Origin of the sequence: Methylobacterium sp. WSM2598 (assembly GCF_000379105.1) — a bacterium.
GTDB lineage: Bacteria > Pseudomonadota > Alphaproteobacteria > Rhizobiales > Beijerinckiaceae > Methylobacterium.
Genome location: NZ_KB900609.1, coordinates 6203762 through 6223092 on the forward strand (window position 1 = coordinate 6203762; position 19331 = coordinate 6223092).

The following is a 19331-nucleotide window of genomic DNA, read 5'->3' on the forward strand; positions in this document are numbered from 1 at the left end:
TCGGGCCTGCCGCGCTCTTGGACCTGCCGGTCTTGGACCTGCCGGTCTTGGGCCAGCTGGTTTGGGCCAGCTGGTCTCGGGCCTCTTGCTCCTGAGCCTCTCGCCGGGCCTCCCGTCGAGGGCCCGGCGCCCCATAGCCCGGTTCGGCGCGCGCGCCTACATCACCGCGCCGATCTGCCAGGGCACGAACTCGGCATCGCCGTAGCCGAGGGCCTCCGACTTCGAGCGCTCGCCCGAGGCGACCGCCAGGATCTTGGCGAAGATCTCATCGCCCTTGCGCTGGATCGGGACGCCGTCGAGGACATCGCCGCAATCGATGTCCATGTCCTCCTCCATGCGGCGGTAGATCTCGCTGTTGGTGGCGAGCTTGATCGAGGGCGTCGGCTTGCAGCCATAGGCCGAGCCGCGGCCGGTGGTGAAGCAGAGGATGTTGGCCCCCCCCGCCACCTGGCCGGTGGCCGAGACCGGGTCGAAGCCGGGCGTGTCCATGTAGACGAAGCCCCGCGCGGTCACCGGCTCGGCGTAGCGGAAGACGCCGTTGAGCCGCGTCGTGCCGCCCTTGGCGGCGGCGCCGAGGGATTTCTCCAGGATGGTGGTGAGCCCGCCCGCCTTGTTGCCGGGGGAGGGATTGTTGTTCATCTCGCCGCCGTTGCGGGCCGTGTAGGCCTCCCACCAGCGGATCATGCCGACGAGTGTCTCGCCGATCTCGCGGGTCGCCGCGCGGCGGGTGAGGAGGTGCTCGGCGCCGTAGATCTCGGGGGTCTCGGACAGGATCGCGGTGCCGCCCTCGGCGACGAGCCGGTCGACCGCGGCGCCCAGCGCCGGGTTGGCCGTGATGCCCGAATAGCCGTCCGAGCCGCCGCATTGCAGGGCGAGCACGAGTTCGGAGGCCGGCACGGTCTCGCGCCGCGCCGCCGCGACGGCGGGCAGCATCTCGCGGATCGCCGCGACCCCGGCCTCGACGCTGCGGCGGGTGCCGCCGGTCTCCTGGATGGTGAAGCTGCGGAACGTGTCGCTCTCGGCGATCCCGTAGGCGCGCTTCCAGCGGTCGATCTGGAAACCCTCGCAGCCGAGGCCGACCATGATGATCCCGCCCATGTTGGGATTCGCCGCGTAGCCCCACTGCGTGCGCTTGAGGATCTCGGCGCCCTCGCCCTGGAGGTCGTAGCCGCAGCCGGTGCCGTGAACGAGGGGGATGATGCCGTCGACGCTCGGATAGGCGTCGAGGAGGCCGGCGCGGCGCACCTCCTCGGCGATGAAGCGGGCGACCGAGGCCGAGCAATTCACCGAGGTGAGCACGCCGAGGTAGTTGCGGGTGCCGACGCGGCCGTCCGCCCGGCGGTAGCCCTGGAAGCTCGCCCGCTCGGCGAGCGGCCGCATCGGGGTCTCGCGGGCCTCCTCGGCGAACCGGTAGTCGCGGGCGAAGTCGCCCTTGGCCTCGCCGAGGCCGACATTGTGCTCGTGGACCCACTCGCCGGGCGCGATCGGGCGGCTCGCGAAGCCGATCACCTGGCCGAACTTGCGGATCGGCTGGCCCTCCGGGATCGGGGCGGTGGCGATCTTGTGGCCCCGGGGCACGCGCCCGCCCGCCGCGACGCCCTCGACCCGGTCGCCCGCCGCGATGGCGTCGACCGCGACCACGACGTTGTCCTCGGGGCTCAGGCGCACGGTGCGGGGAGAGGCGGGCAGGGCGGCGGCGGCGGACATGGGGCGGCTCCGGGGAGGCGGGGACGGGGGTGCGATAAGACGGGAGGTCCGGTTGCCGCCCGGTGCGGGCGGCGGATCCCAAGCCGGACGGCGTGCGGCCATTCCGCTTGGTCTCTTGGTGTCGCATCATCGGTCGCCGCCGAACCGGCGACCGCTTCGGCGCGTGATGCGGGGGCCTCCCGGCGCGGCTTGCGGCGCTACTTGATGCGCTCCAGCACGCTCACGTAATTGGCGACCGCGACGCCGCCCATGTTGAACACGCCGGCCAGCGTCGCGCCCGGGATCTGCATCCCGCCGGCCTCGCCGCAAAGCTGCATGGCCGAGAGGGCGTGCATCGAGACGCCGGTCGCGCCGATCGGATGGCCCTTGGCCTTGAGGCCGCCGGAGGGGTTCACCGGGAGCTTGCCGTCCTTCAGGGTCCAGCCCTCGCGGATCGCGTCGGCGCCGCGGCCCTCGGGGGTGAGGCCCATCGCCTCGTACTCGATGAGTTCCGCCACCGTGAAGCAATCGTGGGTCTCGACGAGCGAGAGGTCGTCGAGGGTGACGCCCGCCCGGGAGAGCGCGCGCGCCCAGGCGGTCGCGCAGCCCTCGAAGCGCAGCACGTCGCGCTTCGACATCGGCAGGAAATCCTGGGCGTGGGCGGTTGCCCGGAAGGCCACGGCCCGGCGCAGGCGCAAAGCCGTCTCGGTGTCGGCGAGGACCAGGGCGGCGGCCCCGTCCGAGACCAGCGAGCAATCGGTGCGCTTGAGCGGGCCGGCGACGATCGGGTTCCTGTCGGAGGGCGTGCGGCAGAACTCGAAGCCGAGATCCTTGCGCAGCTGCGCGTAGGGATTGGCGACGCCGTTGCGGTGGTTCTTGGCGGCGATCATGGCAAGCGCGTCGGATTGGTCGCCGTGGCGCTGGAAGTAGCGGGCCGCGATGCCGCCGAACACGCCCGCGAAACCCGCCGGCGTGTCGCCGTCCTCCGGCAGGTAGGAGGCCTTGAGCAGGTTGGTGCCGATCTCGGCGGCGGGGGTGCGGGTCATCTGCTCGACGCCGACCACCAGCACGATGCGGGCGTGGCGCGCCTCGATGCTCTTGATGCCCTGGTGCACCGCCGCCGAACCGGTGGCGCAGGCATTCTCGACCCGCGTCGCCGGCTTGAAGCGCAGGGCGTCGTCCGCCTGCAGCACCAGGGAGGCGGTGAAGTCCTGCGGCGAGAAGCCGGCGTTGAAATGGCCGAGGACGATCTCGTCCACCTCCTGCGCGGCGAGCCCCGCATGGGCGAGCGCCTCCTCGGCGGCGCTCACGACGAGGCTCTCGACGGTCTCGGTGTCGTGCTTGCCGAAGGGCGTGTGGCTCCAGCCGACGATGCAGGCGGTCATGGCGTGTCTCCTCCCGGGGCCGGTCCGCGGCCCGGGGGCCGGTTCGGCGCTGTTCCGCCCCTTTTGCGTGAGGTCACGGCCCCGCACAAGCGCGCGCCGGGAAGCCCTGGCGCGCGCCTCAGGCCGCCCTGAACCGCGCGTAGCCCGCCTCCCGCAGGCGGCAGGCCGGGCAGGTGCCGCAGCCGCGGCCCCAGGCGTGGCGCGCGCCGCGCTCGCCGAGGTAGCAGGTGTGGCTGTCCTCGACGATCAGGTCGACCAGCGCCTCGCCGCCGAGGTCCCGCGCGAGGCGCCAGGTCTCGGCCTTGTCGATCCACATCAGCGGCGTGTGCAGCACGAAGCGCCGCTCCATGCCGAGGTTGAGCGCCACCTGGAGCGCCTTGATGGTGTCGTCGCGGCAATCGGGATAGCCCGAGTAATCGGTCTCGCACATGCCGCCGACGAGGTGGCGCAGGCCCCGGCGATAGGCCAGCGCGGCCGCGAAGGTGAGGAAGACGAGGTTGCGGCCCGGCACGAAGGTGTTGGGCAGCCCGCTCTCCGCCAGCGCGATGGCGCCGTCGCGGGTGAGCGCCGTCTCGGAGATGTCCCCGAGGACGCCGAGGGGCAGGGTGTGGTCCTCGCCGAGGCGCCGCGCCCATTCGGGCTTCAGCGCCGCGAGGCCCGCCCGCAGGCGGTCCCGGCAATCGAGTTCGACCCGGTGGCGCTGGCCGTAATCGAATCCGAGGGTCTCGACCCGCGCGAAGCGGTCGAGGGCCCAGGCGAGGCAGGTGGTGGAATCCTGCCCGCCGGAGAACAGCACCAGCGCGCCTTCGTCGACCGTCATCGTCTCGTCTCCCGGGAGCAGGTTTCAGTGGACCGGGACGCGCGGCGCCGCAAGCGGGCGTGCCATCACGGTGCGCGATGCGCCCGATCACGAAGTGTCGTCGGTCGCGTCATTGATGCCGGGCTGCAACCGTGCGACGAGGCGGGTCGTCTCCAGGATCGCCGCCGATGTACCAGCCGCCCCATTTCCGCGAGGACCGCCTCGGCGTCCAGCACGACCTCATCCGCGCCCATCCGCTCGGGCTCCTCGTGACGGCCGGGCCCGGCGGGCTGATGGCGAACCCGATCCCGTTCCTGATCGACGGGCAGGCCTCGGAGCGCGGGACCTTGCGCGCGCATCTGGCCCGCGCCAACCCGCAATGGCGGGATCTCGGCGCGGTCGCGGAATGCCTCGTGGTCTTCCAGGGCCCGCAGGATTACGTGACGCCCTCCTGGTACGAGACCAAGCGCGAGACCGGCAAGGTCGTCCCGACCTGGAACTACGCCACGGTCCATGCCTGGGGCGCCCCGCGGGTGATCGAGGAGGCGGGCTGGCTGCGCCGGCAGATCGAGGATCTGACGCGCCTGCGCGAGGCCGGGCGCCCGGCGCCCTGGGCCGTGGGCGACGCGCCCGAGCCCTTCATCGCGGCCCAGATCCGCGGCATCGTCGGGATCGAGATCCCGATCACCCGGATCGAGGGCAAGTGGAAGATGAGCCAGAACCGGCCCGAGGCCGACCGGGCGGGCGTGCTCGCCGGCTACCGGGCGATGGGCGGGGAGGGGGCCGCGATGGCGGCGGCGGTGGCCGAGCGCAACGGGCTGTAGCGGCCGGGCGCGAGGCGGCCGCGGCCGGAACGCCTACGCCCCGTCATACTCCGCCCAGGACATCGGCGTCTCGAACACCTTGACCGAGGCGAGCGCCGGCAGGGCCGGGCGGGCGCGCCGCCAGATCCAGATCGCGATGTGCTCGGCGGTCGGGTTCTCCAGGCCCGGCACCTCGTTCAGGCAATGGTGGTCGAGCTCGGCGAGGAGGGGCGCGAAGGCCGATTCCACGTCGAAGAAGTCCACCACCCAGCCGGTGCGCGGGTCGACCGGCCCGTCGAGGGTGAGTTCCACCCGGTAGGAATGGCCGTGCATGCGGCGGCAGCGATGGGTCTCGGGGACGTTCGGCAGCCAGTGCGCGGCCTCGAAGGTGAAGGCCTGGGTGATCTTCATGGGTGTTCGTCGGGACGATGGGGCGCTCGGCGCAAGCGCGGATGGGCCCCCATAGCACCGGCCGGCCGGGGACCCAAACCCGTGGAACCGGGGCCGGTCAGGGAATGCCGATCAGCTTGTGGGTCTGGAGGCTGAGCCGCCAGCGGGCGTCGCGCCGGCAATGCGCGACCGCGGCGGCCAGGTGGGCGGCCCGGTCCGGCCCGTCCATCGGCTGCAGGAAGAAGTGGCGGAAGTCGAGCCCGGCCACGTCCTCGGGCGCCAGGCCGGCCTGCGGGTAGACGAGCTTGAGCTCGTCGCCGCGGGTCAGGCGCAGGGGGGCGCCCGCCTTGGGGCTCACGCAGATCCAGTCGAGGCCCTCGGGCGCCTCCTGCGTGCCGTTGGTCTCCACCGCGGCCGCGAAGCCGCGGGCGCGCACGGCCGCGAGCAGGGCGGCATCGAGCTGCAGCAGGGGCTCGCCGCCGGTGAAGACCACGAAGTGGTTGCGCGGCCCGCCCTCCCAGGCCGCCGCGATGGCGGCGGCGAGCGCCTCCGCGTCCGGAAAGCGCCCGCCGCCCGCGCCGTCCGTGCCGACGAAATCCGTGTCGCAGAAGCGGCAGACGGCCTCGGCCCGGTCGGCCTCGCGCCCGCTCCACAGGTTGCAGCCGGCGAAGCGGCAGAACACGGCGGCGCGGCCGGCCTGGGCGCCCTCGCCCTGCAGGGTGTGGAAGATCTCCTTGACGGCGTAGCTCATCGGATCCCCGCGCCCGGCTCCGCCCGGGCTCTCCAGCCCCTGCCAGATGGGGAGGGGGCCGCGCAACCGCATCCCCGGCGCGCCGCGGCACGGCCGACGGGCGGGCTGCTGTGGAGTATCGGGATGACGGGGACGCCGCCATGCTGCCGCCACGGATGGCGCGTTGATGCGAGCGGAGCGGCGCTGTCAAAGGAGCCGCCCTTGCCTTACACTCTGGGTCCACCGGCCATGGGATGTCTGAACGGGGGCGCGGCCGGTCCCGGGCCGCGCGGGCTTCGCGTGGCGGGATCGGTCCGACGGGGATGCGACTGATGATGAAACCTGCCCCGCTCGCGCGGCTGCTCGGGCGTCTCGTGGGGATCGCCGGCCTCCTGGCCGCGGGCGCGGCCGGCGCCGTGACGCAGCCGATGCTGGTGGTCGACGTCGATTCCGGCAAGGTGCTCTACAGCCAGGCGGCGACCGACCCCTGGTATCCGGCCTCGATCACCAAGCTGATGACCACCTACGTGGCCCTCGACCTCGTGCGCCAGGGCCGGGCCTCGATGGACCAGCTCCTCACCATCTCGGCCGAGGCCGCCGCCGAGCCGCCCTCCAAGATGGGCTTCAGGCCCGGCACCCAGCTCACCCTCGACAACGCCCTCAAGATCATCATGGTGAAGTCGGCCAACGACGTCGCCTGGGCGATCGGCGAGAATCTCGGCGGCTCGATCGACAATTTCGCCGCCCTGATGAACGAGACCGCCCAGCGGCTCGGCATGCGCGACAGCCACTGGTACAATCCGAACGGCCTGCCCGACCCGCGGCAATGGACCTCGGCGCGCGACATGGCGATCCTCGGCCGGGCGCTCCTGCGCGACTTCCCCGAGAACCGCGACCTGTTCTCGATCTCGGCGATCCAGTTCGGCCGCGCCGTGATGGCGAACCACAACGGCCTGCTGGGGCGCTACGCGGGCGTCGACGGGATGAAGACCGGGTTCATCTGCGCGGGCGGCTTCAACGTGGTGGCGAGCGCGACCCGCAACGGCCGGCGGATCATCACCGTGGTGATGGGCCAGCCCACCGCCCGGGAGCGCGACCTCAAGGCCGCCGACCTGTTCGATTACGGCTTCGGCCAGAGCAGCTGGGGCGGGAGCGGTCTCGCCGACCTGCCCGCCTCCGCGATGCCGGCCCCGCCGGACCTGCGCCCCTACGTCTGCGACCGGCGCAAGCCGATGCCGACGGATTCCGACTCGACGGCGGTGTCGGCGAGTTCGACCAACGACACCACGGCGGCGCAGCTCCTGGGCGCCACCGCGCCGCCCTCCGCGGCCCTGGCCTTCGCCACGATGAGCAGCGCGGCCCTGAAGGGGCGGACCCTGCCGCCCCGCGCGCCCCTGCAACCGGTCCTGGTCTGGACCGGCCGCGACCCGGCCGAGAGCGCCGTCGCGGCGGTGGACGAGAGCGAGGCGAAGCCGCCGCGGCCCGCCGCGCGGATCCGTGCGGCGCGGGCGAAGCCCGGCCCGGCGCCGAGCCGCGCCATCGCGGCGACGGGCGCGACGGTGCCCCAACCGAAGCTCCTGGCCCGCGCGCGCGCCGCCGCCCCGGCCGCTGCCTCGGCCTACGCGCCGGCGCCCCGCACCACGCCGGTGATCGCCGAGGGCAAGGGCGGCAGGCCGGCCGCGGCGAAGCCGGTGGCCAAGCCTGCCGGCAAGCCAGCCGCCAAGGCGGCGGCCAAGGCGGCCGCCAAGCCGGGGAAGGCCGAGACGCCCAAGGCGGTGGCCGTCGCCGCCAAGGCCGGCCCCGCCAAGGCGGGGGCCGGCAAGCCGAAGAGCACCAACTGACCGCCGGCCCGCCCCGCGGCGGCGCCCTCAGCGCACCCGCACCCCGTTCAGGAACAGGCGGACGGCGGCCTGCCGCCGGCGCTCCTGCGTCTCCGGGTCCGTCCGGATGCCGTAGAGCGCGAGGCGCGACTGGCGGCCCAGGACGAGGTTGAGGAAGAGGTCCGCGGCGATCTCCGGGTCCTCCAGCACGATCTGGCCGCGATCCGCGAAGCCGGCGAGCAGCGCCGCCACCGCGCGCACGCCGCGCAGCCAGCCCTCCTCATGGGCGAGCCGCGCGATCTCGGGGAAGTCCATCGCCTGCGCGACGATGCAGCGCTTGAGCGCCTCGGCACCCGGCAGCGTCGCCTCGGCGAGCAGCGCCCGGCTCAGGTCGTGCAGCACCCCCTCCACGTCGGCGGGCCCGGCCCGCCGCGCCTGCGCCTCCGCCGCGGCGGAGAGGGGCGCGAGCCAGGCCGCGACGCGCTCGCGCAGCACCGCCGTGAACAGGGCCCGCTTGTCCCGGTAGCGGCCGTAGAGCGTCGGCTTGCTCACGCCCGCCGCCTCCGCCACCGCGTCCATGGAGGTGCCCTCGAAGCCGCGCTCCATGAACAGCCGCGTCGCCGCCTCGACGAGCCGCGCGTCGCGCCGCGCCGCCTCCTCGCGGGTCGGGCGTCCGCCGCGGCCGCGCCGCACGCCGTCGGGCCGCTCCGTCACCGCGCTCGTCATCCCACGGCCTCCTTGCCACCGCGCCTCGGCCCGATTAATAAAACGATACAGTATGGTTTTGATTCTGGCCAGGGTCATGGACGCACGGCGCACCGACAGTTTCGAGACCGCCACGCCGGTTGAGCCGCCGACGCCGCGCCGCCGGGGCCATCGGCGGCTGGCGGTGCCGCTCCTCGCCCTGCTGATCGTGGCGGGCGGCGGCACCTATGGCAGGCACTGGTGGACGGTCGGGCGCTTCCGCGAGACCACCGACGACGCCTACCTGCAGGCCGACAAGGTGGCGGTGGCGCCGCGCGTCGCCGGCTACGTGGAAGGGGTGAGCGTGGGCGACAACCAGGCCGTGCGGGCCGGGGACGTCCTGGCCCGGCTCGACGATCGCGAATTCCGCGTCGCGCTGAAGCAGGCGGAGGCCGAGGTCGAGAAGGGCCGGACGCAGCTCGTGGGCGTCTCGGCCGCGATCCTGCAGCAGCAGGCGCAGGTCGCCTCCGCGCGGGCCGACCTCGTCAACGCCGAGGCGGCGCTGACCTTCTCGCAGCAGGAATATGCCCGCACCCAGGACCTCGTGAAGAGCGGCTCCGGCACGGTGCAGCGCCAGCAGCAGGCCGACGCGGACCTGCGCCAGCGCCGGGCCGCGCGCGACAAGGCGGCGGCCGCCCTCGACGCGGCGCAGCGGCAGGTCGAGAGCTTCCGGGCCCTGGAGACGAGCGCCCGGGCGAGCCTGGAGGGGGGCGAGGCCAAGGTCGAGCAGGCGCGGCTGACCCTGTCCTACGCCACGATCACGGCCCCGATCGACGGCGTGGTCGGCGACCGGGCCCTGCGGGTCGGGCAGTTCGTCCCGGCCGGGACCGGGCTCCTCACGATCGTGCCGATGGCGCGCGACATCTACCTGGTGGCGAATTTCAAGGAGACGCAGGTCGGCGCCATGGCGGAGGGCCAGCGGGTGAGCTTCACGGTCGACGCCTACGGGGGACACGCCTTCGAGGGCCGGATCGCGAGCTTCGCGCCGGGCACCGGCTCGCAATTCGCGCTGCTGCCGCCCGAGAACGCCACCGGCAACTTCACCAAGGTCGTGCAGCGGGTGCCGGTGCGGGTCGCCCTCGACGGCGACGACCCGCTCCTCGCGCGCCTGCGGCCGGGCCTCTCGGTGGAGGCCACGGTGCACACGGAGGCGGCGGCCCCGGCCCGCCCCGCGCGGCAGGCGCTCGCCCGGTGAGCGGGGCGGCGGCGACCGCGGCCGGGCGGGCGAGCGCCCGCGACTGGCTGGCGGTGTTCGGGGCGATCCTCGGCGCCTTCACGGCGATCCTCGACATCCAGATCACCAACGCGTCGCTCGCGGACATCCAGGGCGCGCTCGGCGCCTCGGCCGAGGAGGGGAGCTGGATCTCCACCGCCTACCTGATGGCGGAGATCATCGTGATCCCGCTCACCGGCTGGCTGTCCTCGGTGATCGGGCTGCGGCGCTACCTCGCCGCCAACACGCTGCTCTTCATCGGCTTCTCGGTCGCCTGCGCGCTCTCGACGAGCCTGCCGCAGATGATCGTCTTCCGTGCCGGGCAGGGCTTCACCGGCGGCGTGCTGATCCCGACCGCCATCGTGATCGTGCGCACCCGGCTGCCGCGGGCGCAGCAGGCGGTGGGCATCGCGCTGTTCGGGCTCACCGCCACCTTCGCGCCGGCAATCGGCCCGACCGTGGGCGGCTGGCTCACCGACCACCTGTCCTGGCACTACATCTTCTACCTCAACCTGCTGTTCGGGCCGGCGGCGGTGGTAATCCAGCTCGCCGCCTTCGACCCGGCCCCCGCCCGCTGGGGCGAGCTGCTCAGGGGCGACTGGATCGGCATCGGCTTCATGGCGACCGGCCTGCCGGCCCTGACCTTCGTGCTGGAGGAGGGGCAGCGCAAGGACTGGTTCGGCTCGCCGGTGATCGTCGAGGCCGCGCTGCTGGCGGCGGGCGGCATCGCCGGCTTCATCATCCGCGAACTCACGGCGGAGCGGCCCTTCATCAACCTGCGCGTGCTGGCCCACCGCTCGGTCGGCGGCGCCTGCCTGCTGATGACCGTGCTCGGCGCCGTCTCGTTCGGCTCGATCTACATCATCCCGCTCTACTGCGCGCAGATCCAGGGCTACAACGCGCAGCAGATCGGCACCGTCGTGATGTGGTCGGGCCTGCCGCAGCTGCTCCTGTTCCCCGCGATGCCGCTGATCATGCGGGCCGTCGACGCCCGGCTTCTCGTCATCTCCGGCACGCTGTTCTTTGTCGCGAGCTGCTGGATCAATGTCGGGCTGAGCCACGACGTCGGGATGGACCAGCTGATCCTGCCGCAGCTGCTGCGGGCGATCGGCCAGCCGCTGTTCACGATCCCGCTCTCGCAGCTCTCGACGGCCGGCCTCGCCCCGCGCGACACGGCGGACGCCTCCGCCCTGTCGAACATGATGCGCAACCTCGGCGGCTCGATCGGCATCGCGATGCTCTCGACGGTGATCGACCGGCGCGAGCACCTGCACTTCTCGGTGCTGGCCGAGGCGATCACCCGCAACGGGACGCGCACGCAGGAGCGCCTCGCGGCTTTGGCGGCGGGGCTGCACGCTCACATGCCCGACCCGACGGCCGCCAAGGGGGCGGCGCTGGCGATGCTGGCCCGGCAGGTGCGCCGCGAGGCCACCGTGATGGCCTACGCGGACGGGTTCTGGCTGGTGGGCGCGAGCTTGGTGCTGAGCCTCGCGGTGGTGGCCGTGCTGCGCAAGCCGGCGCGGGCCGGCGGACCGGTGGAGGCGCATTGACGCGCCCGCGGCGCCCCGGGCGGGCGGCGCCCCGGGAAGGGGACCGTCCGGGCCGACCCGCCGAGCGCCGTCAGGCCGCCCGCACCGTCGACAGGAAGTGCGCGACCTCCTGCCCGAGATGCTCCGCCTGCTGAGACAGGGCGGAGGCCGCAGTCAGGACCTCCTTCGCCGCAGTGCCGGTCTCCCCGGCCGCCCCCGCCACCCCGGCGATGTTCACCGTCACCTCCGAGGTGCCCGCCGCGGCCTGCGCCACGTTGCGCACGATCTCCCGCGTCGCCGCCCCCTGCTCCTCCACCGCCGCCGCGATCCCGGCGCCGACCTCGTTGATCTCCCGGATCCGATCGGTGATCGTGCCGATCGCCGACACCGCCTGGCCCGTCGCCGCCTGAATCTGGCCGATCTGGGCCGAGATCTCCTCGGTGGCCTTCGCGGTCTGACTGGCGAGCTCCTTCACCTCGGCGGCCACCACCGCGAAGCCGCGCCCCGCCGCACCGGCGCGCGCCGCCTCGATGGTCGCGTTCAGGGCAAGAAGGTTGGTCTGGCTGGCGATCGAGGTGATCAGCCCCACCATGTCGCCGATCCGGCTCGCCGCCTGGCTCAGGGCCTGCACCAGCTGCGTGGTCAGGTCGGCCTCCTGCACCGCCGCCCGCGCCAGATGCGTCGCGCCCTGGACCTGCCGGCCGATCTCCTCGACCGAGGTGCCCAGTTCCTCGGCGGCGGCCGCCACCGTGTTCACGTTCGAGGCCGCCTGCTCGGCCGCCACCGCCACGTTGCTCGACTGGCTGGCGGTCACGCCCGCCGTCGCTGTCATCGCGTCGGCGGTGGTCTGCAGCGTCGCGGCGGAGCCGGAGAGCTGCGCGACGATGCCGCCCACCGCCGCCTCGAACCCGTCCGCCATCTGGCGCATGCCGGCGCGGCGCTGCTCCTCGGCCGAGGCGCGGGCGAGGGCAGTCTCCTCCTCGAGCGCGCGGCTGCGGATCAGGTTGTCGCGGAACACCTGCAGGGCCCCCGCCATGGCGCCGATCTCGTCGCGGCGGTGCCGGCAGGGAACCTCGGTCGCGGCGTCGCCGGCGGCGAGGCGGCCCATGGCGGCCGTCATGCGCTCGATCGGGCGCGACACGCCCAGGAACGAGAACGCCATCGCGCCGCAGGCCAGGAGGACGCTGACCGCCGAGACGGCCATCATGGTGCGCGCCGCGCTGGTCTGCGCCTCCCGCACGGCCTGGCCTGCCGCCACCCCGACGTGGTTGTTCAACTCCACGAGCTTGCGCACGACAGCCGCGGCGTCCTGGAAGTTCTCGAAGCCTTGGCCGCGAAAATAGGCCAACGCCGCGCTCTGTTCATCGAGCTTGTAGGAGCGCAGCCGCTCCCAGTCCTGGCGCACGATCGCGATCTTCTCGGCCATGAGGTCGTACTCCGCCCGCTCGCGCTCGCCGGCGATCAGCGGCTTGTACTCCTCGATCGCCTTATCCCGCTCCGCGGAGAGCTGCCTGTGCAGCGCGAGGTCGACCTCCCGCGCGGTCTCATTGTCGGCGACGACGAAACGAAGTTCGGTCGTTCTTACACGAAGGAGGAGAGTATTAATATCATTGGCTTTGCTCATCGACGGCATCGAGTCTATGAGCAAAGTGTCCATCTTGGCGCCGATCGTGTCGAGAGTGAGCTGGGTCGTCACGCCAGCCACGACCGCGCAGAGCAGAGAGATCCCGAACAAACCAACCAGGACGACCTTGAGCGTGAGCCGCATCGTCTTCCCCTTGAGTCAATCGAGTGCGTGCCAATAAAGGCATCAATTATCTTAAGAGATCGTATACGATTACCGAGACAGGAATTTTCGGCAACGATAAGATGACACATCGAATACTTTAAATCTCGCACCGCACAGCAACAAGACAACTTATCGCACAGTCAATCGACAGTGCCTGAATTCAAGCTCAGGCGCGGCCGGCCGCGCCGTCCCGGCGTCGATCGGCGGACCAAACAAAGAAGGGGCCGGATCGCTCCGGCCCCTCGATCAACCCGATCCCTGGCGGATCAGAGCGAGTAGTAGTGCACGAACTCGATCGGATGCGGCGTCATCTCGAAGCGCAGCACCTCGGTCATCTTCAGCTCGATGAAGGAGTCAATGAAGTCGTCGTTGAAGACACCGCCGGCCTTGAGGAACTCGCGGTCGGCATCGAGCGAGGTCAGCGCCTCGCGCAGCGAGCCGCTGACGGTCGGGATCTCCTTGAGCTCCGCCGGGGGCAGGTCGTAGAGGTCCTTGTCCATGGCCGGACCGGGATCGATCTTGTTGATGATCCCGTCGAGCCCCGCCATCAGCATGGCCGCGAAGGCGAGGTAGGGATTCGCCATCGGGTCGGGGAAGCGCACCTCGACGCGCTTGGCCTTCGGCGAGGTCGTCCACGGGATGCGGCAGGAGGCGGAGCGGTTGCGGGCCGAGTAGGCCAGCAGCACCGGCGCCTCGTAGCCCGGCACCAGCCGCTTGTACGAGTTCGTCGACGGGTTGGTGAAGGCGTTGAGCGCCTTGGCGTGCTTGATGATGCCGCCGATGTAGTACAGGCACTCCTGCGACAGGTCGGCATACTTGTTGCCGGCGAAGACCGGCTTGCCTTCCCGCCAGATCGACTGGTGGACGTGCATGCCCGAACCGTTGTCGCCGTAGACCGGCTTGGGCATGAAGGTAGCGGTCTTGCCGTAGCTCTGGGCGACGTTGTGGATGCAGTACTTGTAGATCTGCATCTGGTCGGCCATCAGCGTCAGCGTGTCGAATTTCATCCCGAGTTCGTGCTGCGCGCTCGCCACCTCGTGGTGATGCTTCTCGACCTTGACGCCCATCGACTGCATGGCGGCCAGCATCTCGCCGCGCATGTCCTGGGCCGAATCCTGCGGCGGAACCGGGAAGTAGCCGCCCTTGGTCTGGACCCGGTGACCGAGGTTGCCGCCCTCGTACTCGGTCTGGCCGTTGATCGGCAGCTCGATCGAGTCGAGCTTGAAGCCGGTATTGTAGGGATCCGCCGAGAAGCGGACGTCGTCGAAGACGAAGAACTCGGCCTCGGGCCCGACGAAGATGGTGTCGCCGATCCCGCTCGCCTTCACGAAGGCCTCGGCCTTCTTGGCGATGCTGCGGGGATCGCGGCCGTAGGGCTCGCCGGTGGACGGCTCCAGCACGTCGCAGACGATCGACATCGTCGCGGCCGAGAAGAACGGGTCCATGCAGGCGGTCGCCGGGTCGGGCATCAGCAGCATGTCGGATTCGTTGATCGCCTTCCAGCCGGCGATCGACGAGCCGTCGAACATCGTGCCTTCCGCAAAGATGTCCTCGTCCACGAGCGACACGTCGAAGGTGACGTGCTGCCACTTGCCGCGCGGATCGGTGAAGCGGAAGTCGACGTACTTGACGTCGTTGTCCTTGATTTCCTTAAGGACTTCCGTGGCGGTCTTGGCCATTCCGTTTGGACCCCTTCCTAGTGCCGGCACGCGGCCGTCGCAACGCCGCGGACCGCACGCGCGGCCGCGCCATCTCATTCCGGGAGGAGGTCAGACGGTCAAGGGAAATCAGATCGCGTCGGCGCCCGTTTCACCCGTGCGGATCCGGATGGCCTCCTCGATCGACGACACGAAGATCTTCCCGTCGCCGATGCGGCCGGTCTGCGCGGATTTGCGGATGGCGTCAACCGCCCCGTCCACGAGGTGGTCGGGCAGCACGATCTCGAGCTTCACCTTGGGGAGGAAATCGACCACGTACTCCGCGCCGCGGTAGAGTTCGGTGTGGCCCTTCTGGCGGCCGAATCCCTTCGCCTCGATCACCGTAATCCCCTGGAGGCCGACCTCCTGGAGGGCTTCCTTCACCTCGTCGAGCTTGAAGGGCTTGATGATCGCTTCGATCTTCTTCATGCCGGGCGGGCCTGGTTCTGCAACGGTTCCGGCCGCATTCCTACCATCGCGCCGCGACGACCGCCACGAGGATTTCCAGGGCGTGCCGTGAGAAGTGCTCAACGAAAAGGCGCATCCTGCGCGATTGTTGTGCAGCTGCTGCGTCCTGAGACCTGCCTGGATGTCGGGGGAAGGCCGGTATGGCGATGACCGAGCTGCTGACCAATGCGGAGATGCGTCGGGCCGACGCGGCGACGATCGCGGCGGGGACCGAGGGCTTCGCGCTGATGCGCCGGGCCGGGGAGGCGGTGGCCGCGCGGGCGCTGGCGCGGACGCCGCCCGGCACCCGGATCCTGGTCCTGTGCGGGCCGGGCAACAACGGCGGCGACGGTTTCGTGGCGGCCGCGCGGCTGGCGGCGGCGGGGCGCGGCGTCGCGGTGGCGCTGCTCGGCAGCCGCGACGCGCTCTCGGGCGACGCGGCCCGGGCGGCGGCGGAGTGGGGCGGGGCGGTCGGGGAGGCCGCGGCGGCGGATCCGGCCGGGTTCGACCTCGTGATCGACGCCCTGTTCGGCGCCGGCCTGTCGCGACCGGTCGACGGGGAGGCGAGGGCCCTGATCGAGCGGGTGAACGGCGCGGGCGTGCCGGTGCTGGCGGTCGACGTGCCCTCCGGCCTCGACGGCGACAGCGGCGCGCCGCGCGGCGTCGCCGTCCAGGCGAGCGAGACCGTGACCTTCGCGCGGCTCAAGCCGGGGCACCTGCTGCTGCCGGGCCGCGCCCTGTGCGGGCCGGTGACGCTCGCCGAGATCGGCATCCCGGACGCGGTCGTGGCGGGGCTCGGGGCCCGGACCTTCGCGAACGGGCCGGACCTCTGGCGCGCCCAGCTGCCGCGGCTGACCGAGGCCAGCCACAAGTACACGCGGGGCCACGCCGTCGTGGTCTCGGGACCGGCGACCCGCACGGGCGCGGCGCGGCTGGCGGCGCGCGGCGCGCTGCGGATCGGGGCCGGGCTCGTCACGCTGGTCTCGCCCCAGGCGGCGCTGGCCGAGAACGCGGCCCAGCTCACCGCGGTGATGCTGCGGGTCTGCAACGGGGCGGATGACCTCGAGGACCTGCTCGTGGACGAGCGCCTCAACGCCATCGCGGCGGGGCCGGGCCTCGGCACCGGGGGCGCCACGCGCAACATCGTGCGGGTGGCCGCGGAGGCGGGCCGCGCCCTGGTGCTCGACGCGGACGCGCTCACGAGCTTCAAGGGCCGCGCCGGGGACCTCGCCCGGCACCTGCGCGACGGCGGCGCCCGGGCGGTGCTGACCCCGCACGCGGGGGAGTTCGGGCGCCTGTTCGACGACGTCGCGGCGGTGCCGCCGGGCTCGAAGCTGGAGCGCGCGCGGGCGGCCTCTTCCTTCCTCGGCGCGGTCCTGGTCTTCAAGGGCGCCGACACGGTGATCGCCGCGCCGGACGGACGGGCGGCGATCAACCGCAACGGCACGCCCTACCTGGGCACGGCCGGCTCGGGCGACGTGCTCACCGGGCTGGTGACGGGGCTCCTCGCCCAGGGGATGCCGGCCTTCGAGGCGGCCTGCGCGGCGGTCTGGATGCATGCCGAGGCGGGGCGGCGGCACGGGCCGGGGCTGATCGCCGAGGACCTGCCGGAGCTGATGCCCCGGGTGCTGGCCGGGCTGCTGGGCTGGGAGCCTCCGGGGGCGTGATCCGGGATCCGCTTGATCAAAGCGGATCCCGGATCACAAGCCTGCGCGGCGCGCCCGCACCCGTTCAAGCGGAAGGGCCCCGGACGTCACCGTCCGGGGCCCTTCTCATCCGCTCAGATCGGCGCCGCGGCCGTCAGTGGGCGACCAGCCCCGAGGCGTCGTCCTCGCCCCGGGCCGGCGTGGCGGGGAGCGTCTCGTCCCACTCGATCGCCTCCGGCAGCCGCACCAGGGCCTTCTGCAGCACCTGGTCCATGCGCGAGACCGGCACGATCTCCAGCCCGTTCTTCACGCTCGCCGGGATGTCGGCGAGGTCCTTGGCGTTCTCCTCGGGGATCAGCACCGTCTTGATGCCGCCCCGCAGCGCCGCCAGGAGCTTCTCCTTCAGCCCGCCGATCGGGAGCACGCGGCCCCGCAGCGTGACCTCGCCGGTCATGGCGATGTCGCGGCGCACCGGGATGCCGGTGATGACCGAGACGATCGCCGTCGCCATGGCGATGCCGGCCGAGGGCCCGTCCTTCGGGGTCGCCCCCTCCGGCACGTGGACGTGGATGTCCCGGCGCTCGAACAGCGGCGGCTCGACGCCGAAATCGACGGCCCGCGAGCGGACGTAGGACGCCGCCGCCGAGATCGATTCCTTCATCACGTCGCGCAGGTTGCCGGTGACCGTCATCTTGCCCTTGCCGGGCATCATGACGCCCTCGATCGTGAGCAGCTCGCCCCCGACCTCGGTCCAGGCCAGGCCCGTGACCACGCCGACCTGATCGTCCGTCTCCACCTCGCCGTAGCGGAAGCGCGCCGGGCCCAGGAACGTGTCGAGGTTCTCGTCCGTCACCGCCACCCGGACGACCTTGGAGATCAGGATCTCCTTGACCGCCTTGCGGATCAGGTTCGAGAGCTCGCGCTCCAGGTTGCGCACGCCCGCCTCGCGGGTGTAGCGGCGGATCAGCAGCAGCAGCCCGTCATCGTCGATCGACCATTCCTTCTCAGCCAGACCGTGCTTCTTGAGCGCGTTCGGGATCAGGTGGCGGCGGGCGATCTCGAGCTTCTCCTCCTCGGTGTAGCCGGCGATGCGGATCACCTCCATGCGGTCGAGCAGGGCCGGCGGGATGTTGAGCGTGTTCGCCGTCGTCACGAACATCACGTTCGAGAGGTCGTAATCGACCTCCAGGTAATGGTCGTTGAAGCTGGCGTTCTGCTCCGGATCCAGCACCTCGAGCAGCGCCGCGGACGGGTCGCCGCGGAAGTCCATGCCCATCTTGTCGATCTCGTCGAGCAGGATGAGCGGGTTCGAGGTCTTGGCCTTGCGCATCGACTGGACGATCTTGCCGGGCATCGAGCCGATATAGGTCCGGCGGTGACCGCGGATCTCGGCCTCGTCACGCACGCCGCCGAGCGACATGCGCACGAACTCGCGCCCCGTGGCCTTGGCGATCGACTTGCCGAGCGAGGTCTTGCCGACGCCGGGCGGTCCGACGAGGCACAGGATCGGGCCGGTCAGCTTGTTGGCGCGCTGCTGGACCGCGAGGTACTCGACGATGCGCTCCTTGACCTTGTCGAGCCCGAAGTGATCGGAATCGAGCAGGTTCTGCGCGCCGACGAGGTCCTTCTTGATCTTCGAGCGCTTGCCCCACGGGATGCCCAGCATCCAGTCGAGGTAGTTGCGCACCACCGTCGCCTCGGCCGACATCGGCGACATCTGGCGCAGCTTCTTCAGCTCCGCCATCGCCTTGTCGCGGGCCTCCTTCGACAGCTTGGTCTTCTCGATCTTGTCCTCGAGCTCGGCCAGCTCGTCGCGGCCGTCCTCGTCGCCGAGTTCCTTCTGAATGGCCTTCATCTGCTCATTCAGGTAGTACTCGCGCTGGGTCTTCTCCATCTGCCGCTTGACGCGGGTGCGGATGCGCTTCTCGACCTGGAGCACCGAGATCTCGCTCTCCATGAGCGAGAGCACGCGCTCCAGCCGCTCGGCGACGGTCGGGATCTCGAGGATCGCCTGCTTGTCGGAGATCTTGACCGCGAGGTGCGAGGCGACCGTGTCGGCGAGCTTGGAGGGCTCGTCGATCTGGATCACCGCCGAGACCACCTCGGGGGAGATCTTCTTGTTCAGCTTAACGTAGTTCTCGAATTCCGAGATCACCGAGCGGGCCAGGGCCTCGGCCTCGATGCGGTCGCCGAGGTCGTTCGGCAGGGCCTCGGCCTCCGCGGCGTAGTACTCGTCGGAGCGCACGAAGCTGCGGATCTTGGCCCGGCCCGCGCCCTCCACCAGCACCTTCACGGTGCCGTCCGGGAGCTTGAGCAGCTGGAGCACCGAGGCGAGGGTGCCGATCGTGTAGATCGCGTCCGTCGCCGGGTCGTCGTCGGTGGCGTTGACCTGGGTGGCGAGCAGGATGTGCCGGTCGGCGCGCACGGCCTCTTCGAGCGCCCGGATCGACTTCTCGCGTCCCACGAAGAGCGGGACGATCATGTGCGGGAAGACCACGATGTCGCGCAGCGGCAGGACCGCGTAGGTCCCGGTCGACCCGGGAACGACGGGCTGGCGCGATTTCGGCTGGGTCATTGACTGACTTCCTTGATGGTGACTCCCGACGCTCCGCGCCTTCGAGGATCAGGGGAAAGCACGCGGAACGGGGGGCCG

15 protein-coding genes are annotated in these 19331 nt (G+C 71.6%); 5 read left to right on the forward strand and 10 right to left on the reverse strand.

Going from position 1 to position 19331, the window contains the following annotated elements; all coding sequences use genetic code 11:
• Positions 1 to 156: 156 nt before the first annotated feature.
• The 3 genes from MET2598_RS0128940 to queC form a co-directional block, all read right to left on the reverse strand.
• Positions 157 to 1707, reverse strand: a complete 1551-nt coding sequence (locus tag MET2598_RS0128940) for a UxaA family hydrolase (RefSeq protein ID WP_018263226.1) — start codon at positions 1705 to 1707, stop codon at positions 157 to 159.
• 197 nt (positions 1708 to 1904) lie between these two features.
• On the reverse strand, positions 1905 to 3071 hold the full coding sequence (locus MET2598_RS0128945) for an acetyl-CoA acetyltransferase (RefSeq protein WP_018263227.1): 1167 nt from the start codon (positions 3069 to 3071) through the stop codon (positions 1905 to 1907).
• A 118-nt stretch (positions 3072 to 3189) separates the two neighbouring features.
• Positions 3190 to 3891 carry a 7-cyano-7-deazaguanine synthase QueC gene (gene queC, locus MET2598_RS0128950; protein WP_018263228.1) on the reverse strand — a complete coding sequence of 234 codons (702 nt, stop codon included), beginning with the start codon at positions 3889 to 3891 and terminating at the stop codon, positions 3190 to 3192.
• 167 nt (positions 3892 to 4058) lie between these two features.
• Here queC and MET2598_RS0128955 point away from each other — a divergent pair, with 167 nt between their 5' ends.
• Positions 4059 to 4694 (forward strand): FMN-binding negative transcriptional regulator, encoded by a 636-nt coding sequence (locus MET2598_RS0128955; RefSeq protein WP_012336228.1) that lies wholly within the window; start codon positions 4059 to 4061, stop codon positions 4692 to 4694.
• 33 nt (positions 4695 to 4727) lie between these two features.
• Here MET2598_RS0128955 and queD read toward each other — a convergent pair whose 3' ends face one another.
• Positions 4728 to 5084 (reverse strand): 6-carboxytetrahydropterin synthase QueD, encoded by a 357-nt coding sequence (gene queD / locus MET2598_RS0128960; RefSeq protein WP_012336227.1) that lies wholly within the window; start codon positions 5082 to 5084, stop codon positions 4728 to 4730.
• 97 nt (positions 5085 to 5181) lie between these two features.
• Positions 5182 to 5814 (reverse strand): 7-carboxy-7-deazaguanine synthase, encoded by a 633-nt coding sequence (queE, locus tag MET2598_RS0128965; protein ID WP_018263229.1) that lies wholly within the window; start codon positions 5812 to 5814, stop codon positions 5182 to 5184.
• A gap of 311 nt (positions 5815 to 6125) precedes the next feature.
• Here queE and MET2598_RS0128970 point away from each other — a divergent pair, with 311 nt between their 5' ends.
• Positions 6126 to 7634 carry a D-alanyl-D-alanine carboxypeptidase family protein gene (locus tag MET2598_RS0128970; RefSeq protein WP_018263230.1) on the forward strand — a complete coding sequence of 503 codons (1509 nt, stop codon included), beginning with the start codon at positions 6126 to 6128 and terminating at the stop codon, positions 7632 to 7634.
• A gap of 27 nt (positions 7635 to 7661) precedes the next feature.
• Here MET2598_RS0128970 and MET2598_RS0128975 read toward each other — a convergent pair whose 3' ends face one another.
• Positions 7662 to 8339: a TetR/AcrR family transcriptional regulator gene (locus MET2598_RS0128975; RefSeq protein WP_012336224.1), complete on the reverse strand. Its 678-nt coding sequence runs from the start codon at positions 8337 to 8339 to the stop codon at positions 7662 to 7664.
• A gap of 76 nt (positions 8340 to 8415) precedes the next feature.
• On the opposite strand from MET2598_RS0128975, the gene MET2598_RS0128980 reads away from it, so the two are divergent.
• Entirely contained in the window at positions 8416 to 9552 is a 1137-nt protein-coding gene (locus MET2598_RS0128980; protein ID WP_018263231.1) for an HlyD family secretion protein, read from the forward strand.
• Complete coding sequence (locus MET2598_RS0128985) at positions 9549 to 11120, forward strand: MDR family MFS transporter (RefSeq protein ID WP_018263232.1); 1572 nt, start codon at positions 9549 to 9551, stop codon at positions 11118 to 11120. The genes MET2598_RS0128980 and MET2598_RS0128985 overlap by 4 nt, the downstream gene beginning before the upstream one ends.
• Positions 11121 to 11190: 70 nt before the next feature.
• Here MET2598_RS0128985 and MET2598_RS0128990 read toward each other — a convergent pair whose 3' ends face one another.
• From MET2598_RS0128990 to MET2598_RS0129000, 3 genes are all read right to left on the reverse strand, one after another.
• Positions 11191 to 12867: a methyl-accepting chemotaxis protein gene (locus MET2598_RS0128990; protein WP_018263233.1), complete on the reverse strand. Its 1677-nt coding sequence runs from the start codon at positions 12865 to 12867 to the stop codon at positions 11191 to 11193.
• Positions 12868 to 13154: 287 nt separating this feature from the next.
• Positions 13155 to 14567 (reverse strand): type I glutamate--ammonia ligase, encoded by a 1413-nt coding sequence (gene glnA, locus MET2598_RS0128995; RefSeq protein WP_018263234.1) that lies wholly within the window; start codon positions 14565 to 14567, stop codon positions 13155 to 13157.
• 108 nt (positions 14568 to 14675) lie between these two features.
• The gene (locus MET2598_RS0129000; protein WP_012336219.1) at positions 14676 to 15014 is read right to left on the reverse strand and encodes a P-II family nitrogen regulator; all 339 of its coding nucleotides are present in this window, start codon (positions 15012 to 15014) and stop codon (positions 14676 to 14678) included.
• Between the two features lie 179 nt (positions 15015 to 15193).
• Between MET2598_RS0129000 and MET2598_RS0129005 the strand changes: the two genes are divergently transcribed.
• The gene (locus tag MET2598_RS0129005) at positions 15194 to 16699 is read left to right on the forward strand and encodes a bifunctional ADP-dependent NAD(P)H-hydrate dehydratase/NAD(P)H-hydrate epimerase (RefSeq protein ID WP_012336218.1); all 1506 of its coding nucleotides are present in this window, start codon (positions 15194 to 15196) and stop codon (positions 16697 to 16699) included.
• Positions 16700 to 16832: 133 nt separating this feature from the next.
• Here the strand turns inward: MET2598_RS0129005 and lon are convergent, their stop codons facing one another.
• On the reverse strand, positions 16833 to 19253 hold the full coding sequence (lon, locus tag MET2598_RS0129010; protein ID WP_012336217.1) for an endopeptidase La: 2421 nt from the start codon (positions 19251 to 19253) through the stop codon (positions 16833 to 16835).
• Positions 19254 to 19331: the final 78 nt, after the last annotated feature.

What these genes read in the sequence shown, in the direction of transcription:
- MET2598_RS0128940 (WP_018263226.1), bottom strand. Translation starts at nt 1,707, where the DNA reads ATGTCCGCCGCCGCCGCCCTGCCCGCCTCTCCCCGCACCGTGCGCCTG.
- MET2598_RS0128945 (WP_018263227.1), bottom strand. Translation starts at nt 3,071, where the DNA reads ATGACCGCCTGCATCGTCGGCTGGAGCCACACGCCCTTCGGCAAGCAC.
- queC (WP_018263228.1), bottom strand. Translation starts at nt 3,891, where the DNA reads ATGACGGTCGACGAAGGCGCGCTGGTGCTGTTCTCCGGCGGGCAGGAT.
- MET2598_RS0128955 (WP_012336228.1), top strand. Translation starts at nt 4,059, where the DNA reads ATGTACCAGCCGCCCCATTTCCGCGAGGACCGCCTCGGCGTCCAGCAC.
- queD (WP_012336227.1), bottom strand. Translation starts at nt 5,084, where the DNA reads ATGAAGATCACCCAGGCCTTCACCTTCGAGGCCGCGCACTGGCTGCCG.
- queE (WP_018263229.1), bottom strand. Translation starts at nt 5,814, where the DNA reads ATGAGCTACGCCGTCAAGGAGATCTTCCACACCCTGCAGGGCGAGGGC.
- MET2598_RS0128970 (WP_018263230.1), top strand. Translation starts at nt 6,126, where the DNA reads ATGATGAAACCTGCCCCGCTCGCGCGGCTGCTCGGGCGTCTCGTGGGG.
- MET2598_RS0128975 (WP_012336224.1), bottom strand. Translation starts at nt 8,339, where the DNA reads ATGACGAGCGCGGTGACGGAGCGGCCCGACGGCGTGCGGCGCGGCCGC.
- MET2598_RS0128980 (WP_018263231.1), top strand. Translation starts at nt 8,416, where the DNA reads ATGGACGCACGGCGCACCGACAGTTTCGAGACCGCCACGCCGGTTGAG.
- MET2598_RS0128990 (WP_018263233.1), bottom strand. Translation starts at nt 12,867, where the DNA reads ATGCGGCTCACGCTCAAGGTCGTCCTGGTTGGTTTGTTCGGGATCTCT.
- glnA (WP_018263234.1), bottom strand. Translation starts at nt 14,567, where the DNA reads ATGGCCAAGACCGCCACGGAAGTCCTTAAGGAAATCAAGGACAACGAC.
- MET2598_RS0129000 (WP_012336219.1), bottom strand. Translation starts at nt 15,014, where the DNA reads ATGAAGAAGATCGAAGCGATCATCAAGCCCTTCAAGCTCGACGAGGTG.
- MET2598_RS0129005 (WP_012336218.1), top strand. Translation starts at nt 15,194, where the DNA reads ATGGCGATGACCGAGCTGCTGACCAATGCGGAGATGCGTCGGGCCGAC.
- lon (WP_012336217.1), bottom strand. Translation starts at nt 19,253, where the DNA reads ATGACCCAGCCGAAATCGCGCCAGCCCGTCGTTCCCGGGTCGACCGGG.